The following is a 12,881-nucleotide window of genomic DNA, read 5'->3' as shown; positions in this document are numbered from 1 at the left end:
GGGTCACTGCGGGTTGCCGCTGCCTCGCCGCCTTCTCTCGGCGACGGCCTTGCGGCCGAAATGCACGACACCGCCGACCATCACGACCACCCACAGCGGAATCGAGACGGCCAGGGGTATGAGGCGGGTGATCACCAGTAAGAGCGTGATGGCGAACGCAGCCGCGTAGACCATCGACTCCACTGAACTCCGCCTCATCAACCCTCTTCTCCGGTCCCGAATGTCGACAACTTGAAGTCACGCTTCGTCGAGTTCACTCACTTGAGAAAGGTGATCGGATAATCGTTGGAGAAGCCGATGTGCTGTCCGTTCTCGTCGCCGTCGACGTAGGCGAAGGCGTAGCCGGAGACCCAGACACCGCCGGTGGCGTTCGTGTGCTCCGTCGGCGCGGGCCTCCAGTCGAAGTACAGACGGTGCGTCGCCAGTGTGGCCGGGCAGTACACGACACCACGTCCTGCGGAGATCGCGCCCCAACTGTCCGGCGCGGCTTCGTAGGAGAGGTACGGGGCGAAGATGTCGATGTGGCCTTCTGCTCCGCATGAGTAGCGAAACTCGATCATGCCCTTGTCCGGCGTCGCAGCCTAGGCCACGATCCTGGTCACCACCACCCAGGCGGCCGGATCATCGGTGGTGGCTACAGCGGCCAGTGGTGACGCGATCGACGGCACTCCGGTGAGGAGCGCGACGGCGGCAGCAAGCCGGCGCAGGCGGAGGAGCACGGACGTGATCACGCTCCGAGCCTAGGGACGGTGGCAGGCGAGCGGAACATCGCTCGCCCGGTCGGCTCATCCGGCGGGTGACCGCCCAAGCCGGTGCCGAAGCGGATGAGCGGGTCGGGCTGATCCGGGCGTGTGGAACCGTGCGGCCGATCGGGCGGTACGCGTGTCGGGTCGGTGAGGACGGTGGCCGGTCGTGCGGTAGAACGGAGCTTCGGGGAGACCGGCAGGCTGCCCTGGAGGGCTGGGATGGTGGTTTCCGGTCAGGCCGTGCACCGCACGATCGTCGTGGTGGACGTGGAGGGTTTCGGCGCTCCCAGCCGGACGCTGCCCCACCAGGTGGCGACCCGGGCCGGCTTGTACCGGGTGGTCGCTGCCGCCCTGCTCGCGGCCGGGGTGCCGTGGGAGGACTGCTACCACGAGGATCGCGGCGACAGCGTGTTCGTGCTGGTTCCGCCGGACTACGCCAAGGCACCGTTGGCGGAGGTGCTGCCGGGGGCGTTGGTGCGGGCTCTGCGAAGTCACAACGACACCAGCCCGGCTCCTCAACGCACCAGGTTGCGCGTGGTGATCCACGCCGGTGAGGTGGCCTTCGACGGGCACGGCGTCACCTCGACCGCAGTGACCACGGCCTTCCGCCTGCTGGACGCGCCGACGGTGAAGCAGGCGCTCGCGGACTCACCCGGACTGATCGTGCTGATCGTGTCGCGCTGGTTCTTCGACGAGGTCGTCCGCCACTCTGCCACGCTCGACCCGGCCACTTTCCGACCGGTGCCGGTGGCGGTGAAGGAGGTCCGGGACACCGCCTGGGTCGCCTTGCCCGACCACCCCCATCCCACCGACCCGGCCGTGCTCGACCAGTCGGCGAACCCGCCCGCACCCGATGACGGCCGTGGCACGCGCCCCCGACAGCTGCCCGGAGCGCCGGCACAGTTCATCGGCCGCGAGGAGTACCTGGCCGACCTGGACCGCGCCCTGACGCCGGTTGACGGCACACCGGCCACGGGGACAGCGGCGGTGATCTCCGCACTGGGAGGGGCGGGCGGCATCGGCAAGACCTGGCTGGCGCTGAAGTGGGCCCACCGCCACGCCGACCGCTTCCCGGACGGGCAGTTGTTCGCCGACCTGCGCGGCTTCAGCCCCGACAGCCGACCTCTCGACCCGGCGGTGGCGGTTCGCGGCTTCCTCGACGCGCTCGGCGTCGACCCCGGTCGCCTGCCCGCCGACCCGGACGCCCGGACAGCGCTGTACCGCAGCCTCATCGCCGGCAGGCGGATGCTGATCGTGCTGGACAACGCCGCCACCGCCGACCAGGTCGTCCCGCTGTTGCCCGGCACCCCCACCTGCACGGTCCTGGTCACCAGCCGCACCACACCCGCGTCGCTGATCGACCGCCACGGTGCCCGCCACCTCCGACTGGACGTCCTCTCCGCCGAGGAAGCCCACGCCCTGCTGGCCGAACGCCTCGGGCAACGGCGAGCGGACGCCGAACCCGACGCGGTCGACGAGTTGGTCGATCTGTGCGGGCGCTATCCGCTGGCGCTGGCGATCATCGCCCGCCACGCCGTCACCCGTCCGGCCGTGCCACTGGCCGAGTTCGCCGCGGAACTGCGCGAACTGGGCTTGGAGGTGCTCGACCACGACACCGACCCCGCTGCCGGTGTGCCCAGCGTCCTGTCGTGGTCCCTGCGCCACCTGACGTCCGAACAGCGGCTGGCGTTCACATTGCTGGGCACGGCTCCCGGTCCCGACATCACCCCGCTCGCCGCCACCCACCTCATCGGGATGTCGGCGGCACGAACGCGTCAGACGCTGCGCGCCCTGGAGAACGCTTCTCTGCTCGACCGACGCGCACGTGGCCGCTACGCCATGCACGACCTCATCCGCACCTATGCCACCACTCTCGCCCAAGACCTGCCCGAACCGGTCCGCCGGGCCGCGCTGGACCGTGTGGTGGACTTCTACCTCCACACCGCGGACGCCGCCGCCCGGCTCGTGGACCCCCACACCGCCCTGACCCCGCTGGAGCCACCCACCTCCGAGGTAAGCCCGCAGCCGCTGTCGGACCAGCACGCCGCACTGGCTTGGCTCGACGCCGAACACCCCCACCTGCTCGCCGCCCAGCACACGGCCGCTGCCCAGGGCCGGCACCACACCGCCTGGTGCCTGGCCTGGTGCCTGACCGACTTCCACCGACGGCGCGGGCACCTGCACGACGACGTGGCGGCGTGGCGGGTCGCGGTCACCTCGGCCGGCCACCTGCCCGACCCCGGCACCCTCATCCGCACCCACCGGCACCTCGGCGCCGCCCAGGCCCGGCTGGACCGGCACGACGAGGCCATCGGGCACCTGCGCCAGGCACTCGCCCTGGCCGAGGAGCACGGCGACAGCACCCAGCAGGCGCACACCCACCACGAACTGGCACAGGCATGGGAGCAGCGCGGGAACGACCGCGCGGCCCTCCACCACAGCCGACGCGCCCTCGACCTCTACCGCGTCGAGGGCAACCCGGTGTGGGAAGCCTCGACGCTCAACATGGTGGGGTGGTTCGCCGCCCGCTTGGACGACTACGACACGGCTCGCGAGCACTGCCAGGCATCTTTGGCCCTGCACCGCAGCCACAACAACCCCGACGGCGAGGCGGACACCCTGGACAGCCTCGGCTACATCGACCACCGCACGGGCAACCACCGGCAGGCCATCGACCACTACCACCAGGCTCTCGCACTGGACCGCGCCCTCGGCCACACCTACCAGGCCGCCAACACCCTGGACAGCCTCGGCCACCCCCACAGCGCTCTGGGCGAGCACGAGCGGGCCCGGGCGGTCTGGCGGGAAGCACTTGAGCTGTACCGGGAACAAGGCCGCCATACCGACGCCCAGCGCGTTCAACAGCAGCTCGACGGCCTCGGCGGTACCGCGGTTCCCGGACCGGACGTCACCACTGACCCTTCAGGGGCGGCGGCTCAGGTGGTGAACGATCACCACTGACACGGGAGCGACGTCACCGCTCAAGACCGCCCGCGCCTGAGCCGTCCGAGCCAGGAACGCAACGGTCGCGGTTTCCTGCGGTCCTCGTCGGGTGGGACCCGCACGGCCATCAGCTCGTCCACGACGTCCGCGACCTCTCGGCCGTCTCCCGGGTCGACGGCGCCGGCGATCAGTATCTGGGAGGCTTTGCCCAGCACGGAACGTCGGTTGTGGTGGTCGATCACCTTGCCGTCGGTGGCTCCGATGTGGCGCAGGCCCAAGCCTTGGGCCATCCCGGTCAGCATCATCGTCAACTCGTCGAGCGTGATCCCCGGGCGCAGCGAGACGCCGCGCGCCTTGAGGATCTCGGCGTACACGCCGCGCCAGTAGAGGAAGGAGTGCTTGTACACGCCGCTGAGCGCTTCCCTGATCTGCTCGTGGAAGTCGGCCAGGCCGGTCACCAGGTACTGGAACCGCGCCGAGGTCTCGTCGGCGTGCACGATCTTCATGTCCGCGTAGGCGACCTTGTCCACCGCGTCGCTGAAGTTCGTCGTCTCGCGCAGTTCGGCACGCGTCGCTTCGTCGAGCATCCCGTCGGTCAGCGAGTACCGCTCACGCAGCGCGTACCGGACCAAGTCGCCCAGGTACAGGGCGAGGACGGGCCACCGATCCTTCAACGCGGCGACCGAGGGTTTCGTCCTGTCCTTCTTCCGGCTGGGCGGCGTCCCGAACAGCGCGCGAGCGATCCGGTCGTCGGCGCGCGCCTCCTCGAAGATCAGTTCCGCCCCGGTGGCGATGTTCTCCTGGGTCAGCGTTCCCAGCGGGCGGTACCTGTGCTTGTGCTTCTCGTGCACCAGACCGAACAGCTCTCGCTCGGCCAGTCGCCGGCCGCTCTCGAGGCATGCTCGGGTCACCGGGCTGTTGGCCAGCTTCCGGCCGGTGAGCAGCCGGCCGCTCTTCGTCCGCGCGTTGATGGCCACGTCGTCCAAGGGTCCGTCGTACATGCGTGGAGTATCGGGGCCCTGGTCCCGACGCTGCTCCTCCGTTCGGGAGGAACTTCGCGGAGTACCAGGTCAGCGCGTACCCGGGTTTCCTGCGGTCATCGAACCCCGCAGAGAGGTGACCACGTTGGGCAGGCACTCCCGCAAGCCCCGTCGACGATCGCGGTTCGTCCTCGTGTTGCAGGTCGGCTTCGTCGTGCTGCAACTCTGCCTCGCCCTGATCGAGGGCTTGGAGGTGATCGCCAGACTTCTGGGCAACCTGTGATGAACGGTCTTCGACCGGGTCTCGCGCTGGTGGTGCTACGGCGGTGGACCCGGGTCAGGGGCAGCCGGTGTCGGTGGTGTCGGCTCGGGGGACGGCGGTCAGCGCCGCGCACAGCCGGGTGACGGCGGTGTCCGTGTCGGTCGGGACCATCAGCACCTCGTCACCCGCGCTCACCAGTCCGTCGGCGGTGAAGGCGAGGCGTAGCGGCTGGGGGAGCGGGGTCGACCGGTGGCCGTGGACGGTGGCCAGTTTCCCGCCGGTCTCCACGTCCCACAGCTGCACCTCGGTGCTGCCGGAGGAGGCGGTGGCCACGGTCCTGCCGTCGGGGGCGACGGCCAGGGCGTTCACGTCGGGGCCGGTGGCGAACTCCCGGGTGACGCGCGCGGTGGCGGGATCGGTGAACTTCACCGTCCCGCCCGCCGCGACGACCAGCGATCCGCCGTGGAAGGCGACGACGAGCAGGCCCTTGTCCTCGACACGGCCCTCCTGCCGGGTGAACGACCCGGTGTCCCACGCCTGCGACCACGAGCTCGTCGCGCCGAGCATCTCACCGGCCAGCCACCTCCCGTCCGGTGAGAACTGCACGTCCCGCGCCGGGAACGGCGTCTCGACGTACGTGCGTTCGGTGAGGGCGGCCAACTCCCAGACCCGTATCCCGGTGAAGTCGTTCGCTCCCTTCGGACGCACGATCGCCGCGATCAGGTCGGCCGACACCGCGACGGCCCTGACCTCGGTGCCCGCCGCCAGTACCACCGTCCGCTCCCCGCCGCCCGGGTCGGTCACCGCGATCTCGTCCCCCGTGGCCGGCCGCCGGGTCACGGCCCGGTGCCCGCGCGGGCCGAACCTGACGTCCGTGCCCGTCACGGGTCCACCCGTCCGGACGGGCACCACGCGCTGTTCGTCGGCGACCCACGGCGCACCGGCAGGGTCGACGGCCAGTCGGTGGGCGGCACCGTACAGACCGTCGTAGCGGTGCGGATTGGGCCGCCACACGATGACCATGTTGATCGGCAGCACCTTCACCTTCGTCTTGTCCGCGGCCTTGTCCATCGCCGTGGCCGCGGTGGTGCCCGCCGAAGACGCCAGCGCGGAGATCGGGCTGACATCGCCCGGGTACTCGGCCATGACGGCACCGTCGACGGGCGAGTGCGCGGTCAGCTTCCCGGTGTCGGTGACCAGCACCCGTTCGCCGTCGCCGAGCACGGCCATCTCACCGCTTCCGGTCGCCAGCGAGCCGAGCGGTTCGGCGTCGTCCGGGTTCCACAGCCGCACGGTGCCGTCGCGGCGGGAGGACGCCAGGAACCCGGAGGCGTAGTCGAGGCGCAGGAGACCTGCCGAGGCCGGCTGCGCGTCGCGGTGCTCGGTGCGCGCGGCGAGGCGTTCCCCGGTCGGCTCCCACAACTCCACCACGCCGTCCGACCGTCCGACCGCGAGCCGCTTCCCGTCCGGGCGGAACTTCAGGTCGATGACGTGCGCGCCCTGCCCGAACGCCGGCCGGACCCGGGCGCCGTCGCGCCACAGCTCCAGCCCGCCCGGTACGGCGACCGCGAGCGTCCCGTCGGGGCTCCAGCCCGCCGCGTTCCCGTACCGGCCCGTCGAGGGCGAGCCCCGGACGACGTACTCCGCCGACTTCGAGCCGAGGTCCCAGACTGTGGTGTCCCCGCCGGAGACCGCGAGGTGCGCCCCGTCAGGGGAGAACCGGAGACCGGCGACGTCCTGGACCGCTTCGTTGCCGCTGTCCTCGACGTACATCAGCGCCCGCCGTTCGACGACGTCCCAGACCAGGAACGCTCCCCGGTCCCCGCCCACGGCGATGCGCCGGCCTTCCCGGTCCACGGCGACCGCCTGCGCGAAGGCGAAGAACGGGTGGTCCTGCAAGGTCAACGTCAGGGGAGCGGTCCGGGTCAGCGCGGTGAGCAGCGCCGAACGCGCCTCCGGGGTCGGGGCGGCGTGCTGGGCGCGCAGGGCGTCGCGCATCGCCCGCACCGGGTCCCGGGTGGTCAACGACTCGGTGGCGAGTTGCCGGGACTGCTGCTGCGCCGACTCGTCCCGGGCCAGCACTGCCACCGTGGCGGCGATCGCGACGACCACCACCAGCGCGGTGGACGCGGCGACGGTGGTCGCTCGGACGGTCCGGGACCGCCAGCGGGCCCGGCGGACCGCGTCGAGGTAGTCCCGCTCGACGGGGGTGGGGGCGGGGTGCCCGGACGCCCACGACAGGGTCGTCGCCAGGCGCGGTCCACGCGGCAGGTCACCGGCGTGGCGGCCCGCGTCGACCCAGCGCCGGGCCGCGTCCGCGAGCTTGCGGCGGGCGACGAGGGCGTCGCGGTCCTCGTCCACCCACGCGCGCAGCCGGGGCCACGCGGACAGCAGCGCCTCGTGACTGAGCTGCGCGCCGTCCCGGTCGGCGGTGACCAGCCGGGCCTCGACCAGCCGGTCCAGCACCGGGCTCGGCGGCAGCACCGCGCGCCGGCGGGTGACCGCGCCGCTGTCCTGCACGCTCGTCATGAGCAGCACGGTCGTGCGCAGCGTGTTCTGGTCGGCGGGGGAGAGCTGCGCGTAGACCTGTTCGGCGGTGCGCGCGACAGCACCGTCGATCCCGCCGGTGGACAGGTAGGCGGCCAGGGTGAGGGTGTCGCCCTGCCGGTGGTGCCAGGTCTCCCGCAGCGCGTGCGCCAGGCGGGGCAGCGCACCCGGGTCGTAGTCGGCACCGCCGAGGTCGGCGATCAGCCGGGCGGGCAGGCCGGGTTCGACGGACGCCCCCGCCGCCTCGGCGGGCGCGGTGATCGCCCGGCCGAGCTCGTCCACGCCGAGCGGCCCCAGGATCACCGCGCGGGCCAGGGCGCGGCGCAGCGGCGGCAGGGCTATGCAGCGGTCCACGAAGTCCGCCCGCACCGCCAGCACCACCAGTCCCGGGCCCGCGTCCGCGAGGGCGGAGGTGAACGCCGCGCGCTCGTGGTCGGCGATGTCGTGCGTGAACAGCTCCTCGAACTGGTCCACCACGATCACCACCCGGCGGGTCGGCCCGAACCTGCCGGCCCGGATGCCGTGGGCGAGCGCGGCGGGATCGGCTCCGGTGACGCCCGCGACGGCACGGGCCAGCGCGCCCACCGGGTCCGCGCCCGGCGTCAGCACCACGTGCGGCCAGTCCGGGACCGCCGGCAGCAGCCCCGCGCGCAGCAGCGACGACTTGCCCGCGCCCGACGCGCCCACCACGACCGTCGGCTCCGGGTGGACGGCCTGCTCGGCCAGCCGCACCACCAGTTCGGTGACCACGTGCGCCCGGCCGTGGAACCACCCGGCCTCCTGCTCGGTGAACTCGCGCAGCCCCGGGTAGGGACAGCCCTCGCCCGGCGCGCGGGTGACCGTGCCGGCGGCCGAGCGGATCACGGCCTGGACGAACAGCGCGCGCTCGGCGGTGTCGGCGGCCACGGTCATGGTCCCGTTGAGCCGGACGGCCTCGGCGGCGGCGGAGATCAGCGCGGACGCCGTCGGGTAGCGGTGGTCGGCGTCCTTGGCCAGGCCCCGGGCCAGCACCGCGTCCAGGCCGGGGCCGATGCGCCGGTCGAACCGGGACGGGACGGGCGGCGGCTCCACCAGGTGCGCGGCCAGCTTCGCGGCGGGCTCGACCCCGCCGAACGGCAGCCGGCCGGTCAGCGCCTCGAACAGCACGCAGGCGAGCGAGTAGACGTCCGCGCGGCCGTCCACCTCACCGCCGAGCCGTTCGGGCGCGATGTAGTCCAGCGATCCGATGAACTGCCCGGTCCGCGTGATCGCGGTGGCCGCCATCGGTCGGGCGATGCCGAAGTCGGCCAGGAAGGCGTGCCCGGACCGGTCCACCAGCACGTTGGAGGGTTTGACGTCGCGGTGCACGAGCCCGGCGGCGTGCGCGGCGTCCAGCGCTTCGGCGACCTGCTTGAGCAGCGGGAGCAGGTCTTCCGGCGTGAGGCCGTCGGACAGCAGCCGCTTCAGGTCGACGCCTTCCACGAGCTGCATGTCGAGGTACAGCGTGCCGTCGATCTCGCCGTACGCGTGCACCGGGACCACGTGCGGGTGCGTGAGCCCGGCCGCGATCCGGGCCTCCCGTCGGAACCGGGTCTCGTACTCCTCGTCGCTGGTCAGCAACCGCTTGAGCGCCACCGTGCGGTCGTTGACGGTGTCGTGGGCCCGGTGCACCACTCCCATGCCACCACGGCCCAATAACTCCCCGACCAGGTAGTGCCCGAACCGCTCCACCATGCTTCCCCTCCACCGGTTGCGATGGGTAGTAAACCGGTTGCGTGCGCTGCGTGGACGGATTCGCCGGGGCAACCGGGTGTTTCCGCCTGCCTCGGCGGCAGGAGCCCGAGGCGGGTGAGGAAGCGGCCGTCGCAACGCAGCGTCGCCCCGGTCGAATCGGGCGAGGAAAGGCGAGCGGAGTCCGGGAATCATCCCAGTCGGTCGATCACCGGGCTCCGTGACATCCCGTGGGAATCCGGCCAACGGCTTCGGATCAGGCCCGCTTGCGGCTCGCGATCTTGTCGGCGACCTGCTGCACCTGGGCGGGGTCCGCGTCTCGGGCGAGGGCGACGTAGTGGTCCATGACGGCCGGCCGGTAGCGCACGGGCAGCGTCTGTCCCGGGGCGAGTCGGGTGAGTTCGGTGATGGTGAGGTCTTCGTCTGCGATGCCTCGGAACGAGATGCCGTCGGCGGTCTGGACGTCGAGCATCAGGACCACGCGTGGAGTGCTGTTGACCTCCCGCCAGTCGACGAGCACGCCGAGCGCGAGCGCCCCCGTGCGCAGTTCCGCGTTGCGCTTCCTCGCGTCACGGCTCAGGAGCGGGTTCGGGGCGACGCCCGGGAAGGCGGGCCCGACGCCGAGCGATTCCCGACTCAGGTCGGGCCTGAGCTGCGCCATCAGGTCGTCGAGCTTCTTCTGCTTCTTCTTCGAACCGAAGATGCCGAACATCCCGACCCCTCCCTCACGCCGGTGCCGGAACTCGGCCTGGCCTTCGCCCTCGTCGGGAGTGTACGTCGGCCCTTGTCGATCTCACCGACGGCGACTTCCGGGTCGACGGCCGTCGGAGCTGGACCCGGACTCCGCCGAAGCACGTCCCGCGCGGGTCTCAAGGGCGCCAGACCGTGGCGTAGGTGTGGTTGTCGAGGTAGATCTGGCCTGCCGCCGTGCCGGATTCGTTGATGAACCGGACGGTGTCGCCGTTCGCGCCGGCGGGCAGCGGGAGCGCCGTGCGGGCGCCTTCGCGGGACCAGCGGACCGGCCCACCGGCGTAGCCGACGGACTGCCCGGCGTCGTTGATCGCCGACACTTCGGAGAAGTAGCCCGGCGCGGAGGTCTCCAAGGGGCGGTAGGTGCCGTCGGCGTCCCACTTCCTGGCGGACATGCCCCACGGGTTGGGCTGGTGCACGGCGACCACCTCGCCGGACCGGTTGGGCGCCCTCGGCACGACCGACTCGCCGAGGTCGATCCGCGTGCCGTCGGCGCCCTGCCGGAAACCGCGGGAGGACCCGTGGATCCCGGCGAACGCGCCGGCGTCGTCAGCGATCCAGGCGTCCTGCCCGTCGGTGGCGGTGCCGTCCGCGTTCTACCGGACCGAGCGCGTCACCCAGCCTCCCTGCGAGTCGGTGCCGCCCGCCCGTCCGACCACGACCCGGCCATCGCTCACCGAGGTGAAGCTGGAGCTGATGTCGCCTGGCTTGAGCTGCAACAGCGCGACCGTGCCCGAGGGGCTCCAGCGCACCGCGCGCCGCCGGTCCGAGTTGTCGTGGGAGTACCCGAACACCGTGCCGTTGGAGATGACGACCTCCGTGCTCGCGCGCAGGTCGCCGGGCAGGGGCGGCAGGGTGGAGACCCGACCGCCGGGTGCCCAGCGCAGCGCGGTCCGCGAGCTGGTGCCGGTCCGGGCGTTGCCGACGATGACGCCGGAGTCGTTGACCGACTGCGCCCAGACCACCACGTCGGTGTTGCCGGCAGGTGGCTGCTGCCTGCGCGGGGGTGGTGACGGTGACGCCGAGCAGCAGGACCGCACCGGCGAGGGCCGGGATTTGCTTCATGGCGCACGCACTTCCTCACGGCGTCGAAGTGCCGGATCAGTCGTGGGAATTCCGTCGAATCGGCAGCTTGTCGGGGAGAGCACCGGTCCGGACAAGCGTCCGATCGTCCCTCGCGCCGGGACCGGTCGGTCGGTGTTGAGATATTCCAGCCGATCTGCGACGGGCTCTTGGGCCACCGCCGAGGCTCCGGTGTTTGTGGCCGGCAGTGCGGTCCGGTGGAGTGCTCGTGGAGCAGAACTCGCCGGGCCGGGCGGACTTCGAGATCGAAGTGGACGGCGTGCGCGTCAGGCGAACAGGTCCTGCGGTAGCCCCATTGCCTTGAACAGGTAGTCGCGTGATGCTTCGAGGTCTCGGCGTAGCCGGTTCAGGTCTGCGTCGAGCAGCCGCCCCCGCCACTTGCGCACCCGACCGGCGACTATCACGGTCTCGACGTTGGTGCGGTCCATTAAGGACACGACCGCGCCGGGCACGTTGTTGAGCGGGGCCACGTTGAGCGCGGTGGCGACCAGGAGGACGATGTCGGCGTCCTTGCCCGGTGTGAGGGTGCCGGTTCGGTGGTCGAGCCCCAGGTGCTTGGCACCGTTGAAGGTCGCGTAGCGGAGCACGTCGCGGACGGTGAGAAGGTCCGGCGTACCGAGGGCCGGCGTCGGCCAGTTGTCGGGCGGCACGGGGGTTCCCCGGTCCAGGACCAGATGGTTGATGACCATGCGCTGCATGGTCATCGCGGCGCGCATCTGCGTGAACGGGTCGGCGGTCATCGTCGTCTCGACGTCGGAACTCAGGGAGGGTTCCATGCCCAGTTCCTGCATCTTCAGGATGGGCGGAGTGCCGTGCCGCATGGTCATCTCGATGGGGAACGCCAGCGAGACGTGCGCGCCGGCGTCCCGGAACTGCTGCCAGGTCTCGTCGGACATGCCGGTCATGTGGATGAAAAGGTTGTCCGGCCCCACTTCGACCCCGCCTTCGCCGTGCGCGATGGCATCGAAGACGGGCCGCATCCCCCACGAACCGACAGAGTGGGCGGCGATCGTCAGGCCCAGCTCGCGGGCGATTGCCCAAGCCTTGCTGTACACCTCCTGGCCGAGGTGGAGTTCGCCGCCCATGACCATGGTCACGAGCTGGTCCTCGGAGGGGAACCACCTGTCCCGGATGCGGTAGGCGTCCTCTGGGTAGCGGGCTCCGGTGCGGCCGTCGCCTTCGAAGTAGCCGAATGCGGCACGCCGCCCGGTGTCGATCAGCGCCTGGATCGCCGCATCGGTGTGGTCGGGGGAGTGGTGGATCTGTGACACGTCGAGCACCGTGGTGACTCCCGCGTCGAGTTGCGAGAGCCCCGCGAACAACTCGTTGATGTAGACGTCCTGCGGCCGGTACAGCCGTGCGAACCCTTCGAGGATGTGCTCGCTGTAGTTCGGGTGCGCGCTGGGCGATCCGGATCCGTCGTCGCGGAGCAGGCCGTTGGCGAGGAACGCGCGCTCGGCAGTCTCGAACTGGTGGTGGTGGGTGTCGACGAAGCCGGGCATGACGATCCGCCCACGCGCGTCGATCACGCCGGCGTCGGCGGCGCGGATGTCGGGCCGGATCTCGACAACCCGCTTGCCCTCGATCAGAACGTCGGCCCGCTCGAAGTCGCCGACGTTGTGGTCCATGGACATCACTGCACCGCCGCGAATGACATAGCGGCGTCCTTGGCGGCCGGCGTCCTTCGGCGGTTGACCGTCGTCGTACGCGTCGGCCGGGTCGGCGATGCTTGCCGCTCCGGCGGCGGCTGCGGTCACCGCCGCGGAGGTCTTCAGGAAGTCACGCCGCCTGCTCATGGTGTCCCCCGTACTCCATCGAGTTGATGTATCAACTTCAGAGTACGCGCGTGAGTTGATACAT

At 71.4% G+C, this 12,881-nt stretch carries 11 protein-coding genes; 2 read left to right on the top strand and 9 right to left on the bottom strand.

From position 1 onward, the window contains the following. Positions 1 to 3: 3 nt before the first annotated feature. The 3 genes from AB0I60_RS02820 to AB0I60_RS02810 all read right to left on the bottom strand — a co-directional run bounded on the left by AB0I60_RS02820 (position 4) and on the right by AB0I60_RS02810 (position 731). Complete coding sequence (locus AB0I60_RS02820; protein WP_360725477.1) at positions 4 to 174, bottom strand: hypothetical protein; 171 nt, start codon at positions 172 to 174, stop codon at positions 4 to 6. Between the two features lie 83 nt (positions 175 to 257). Beyond that, a complete protein-coding gene (locus AB0I60_RS02815) occupies positions 258 to 560 on the bottom strand; it encodes a hypothetical protein (protein WP_360725476.1) in 303 nt (100 codons plus the stop codon). Between the two features lie 21 nt (positions 561 to 581). Then, complete coding sequence (locus AB0I60_RS02810; protein WP_360725475.1) at positions 582 to 731, bottom strand: hypothetical protein; 150 nt, start codon at positions 729 to 731, stop codon at positions 582 to 584. 234 nt (positions 732 to 965) lie between these two features. On the opposite strand from AB0I60_RS02810, the gene AB0I60_RS02805 reads away from it, so the two are divergent. Beyond that, positions 966 to 3,707, top strand: coding sequence for a tetratricopeptide repeat protein (locus AB0I60_RS02805; RefSeq protein WP_360725474.1), 2,742 nt, complete (start codon positions 966 to 968; stop codon positions 3,705 to 3,707). Between the two features lie 20 nt (positions 3,708 to 3,727). On the opposite strand, the gene AB0I60_RS02800 is transcribed toward AB0I60_RS02805, so the two are convergent. Further along, entirely contained in the window at positions 3,728 to 4,690 is a 963-nt protein-coding gene (locus AB0I60_RS02800; RefSeq protein ID WP_360725473.1) for a hypothetical protein, read from the bottom strand. A gap of 124 nt (positions 4,691 to 4,814) precedes the next feature. Here AB0I60_RS02800 and AB0I60_RS02795 point away from each other — a divergent pair, with 124 nt between their 5' ends. Next, the gene (locus tag AB0I60_RS02795; RefSeq protein WP_360725472.1) at positions 4,815 to 4,952 is read left to right on the top strand and encodes a hypothetical protein; all 138 of its coding nucleotides are present in this window, start codon (positions 4,815 to 4,817) and stop codon (positions 4,950 to 4,952) included. A 54-nt stretch (positions 4,953 to 5,006) separates the two neighbouring features. Here AB0I60_RS02795 and AB0I60_RS02790 read toward each other — a convergent pair whose 3' ends face one another. The 5 genes from AB0I60_RS02790 to AB0I60_RS02770 all read right to left on the bottom strand — a co-directional run bounded on the left by AB0I60_RS02790 (position 5,007) and on the right by AB0I60_RS02770 (position 12,817). Further along, the gene (locus AB0I60_RS02790) at positions 5,007 to 9,191 is read right to left on the bottom strand and encodes a serine/threonine-protein kinase (RefSeq protein WP_360725471.1); all 4,185 of its coding nucleotides are present in this window, start codon (positions 9,189 to 9,191) and stop codon (positions 5,007 to 5,009) included. 253 nt (positions 9,192 to 9,444) lie between these two features. After that, positions 9,445 to 9,900 carry a hypothetical protein gene (locus tag AB0I60_RS02785; RefSeq protein ID WP_360725469.1) on the bottom strand — a complete coding sequence of 152 codons (456 nt, stop codon included), beginning with the start codon at positions 9,898 to 9,900 and terminating at the stop codon, positions 9,445 to 9,447. 157 nt (positions 9,901 to 10,057) lie between these two features. Next, positions 10,058 to 10,396, bottom strand: coding sequence for a hypothetical protein (locus tag AB0I60_RS02780; RefSeq protein WP_360725467.1), 339 nt, complete (start codon positions 10,394 to 10,396; stop codon positions 10,058 to 10,060). 138 nt (positions 10,397 to 10,534) lie between these two features. Next, complete coding sequence (locus AB0I60_RS02775) at positions 10,535 to 10,903, bottom strand: hypothetical protein (protein WP_360725465.1); 369 nt, start codon at positions 10,901 to 10,903, stop codon at positions 10,535 to 10,537. A 384-nt stretch (positions 10,904 to 11,287) separates the two neighbouring features. Continuing rightward, entirely contained in the window at positions 11,288 to 12,817 is a 1,530-nt protein-coding gene (locus tag AB0I60_RS02770) for an amidohydrolase family protein (protein WP_360725463.1), read from the bottom strand. Between the last annotated feature and the right edge of the window lie 64 nt (positions 12,818 to 12,881).

It is taken from the genome of Actinosynnema sp. NPDC050436 (assembly GCF_040655415.1).
Lineage (GTDB): Bacteria > Actinomycetota > Actinomycetes > Mycobacteriales > Pseudonocardiaceae > Actinosynnema.
The sequence above is the reverse complement of the archived record's forward strand: the minus strand, read 5'-3'. Positions and strand labels throughout refer to the sequence as shown.

Bases quoted from the DNA above. Each gene is read 5' to 3' on its own strand.
- AB0I60_RS02820 (WP_360725477.1), bottom strand. From the start codon at position 174: ATGGTCTACGCGGCTGCGTTCGCCATCACGCTCTTACTGGTGATCACC.
- AB0I60_RS02815 (WP_360725476.1), bottom strand. From the start codon at position 560: ATGATCGAGTTTCGCTACTCATGCGGAGCAGAAGGCCACATCGACATC.
- AB0I60_RS02785 (WP_360725469.1), bottom strand. From the start codon at position 9,900: ATGTTCGGCATCTTCGGTTCGAAGAAGAAGCAGAAGAAGCTCGACGAC.
- AB0I60_RS02800 (WP_360725473.1), bottom strand. From the start codon at position 4,690: ATGTACGACGGACCCTTGGACGACGTGGCCATCAACGCGCGGACGAAG.
- AB0I60_RS02790 (WP_360725471.1), bottom strand. From the start codon at position 9,191: ATGGTGGAGCGGTTCGGGCACTACCTGGTCGGGGAGTTATTGGGCCGT.
- AB0I60_RS02805 (WP_360725474.1), top strand. From the start codon at position 966: ATGGTGGTTTCCGGTCAGGCCGTGCACCGCACGATCGTCGTGGTGGAC.
- AB0I60_RS02770 (WP_360725463.1), bottom strand. From the start codon at position 12,817: ATGAGCAGGCGGCGTGACTTCCTGAAGACCTCCGCGGCGGTGACCGCA.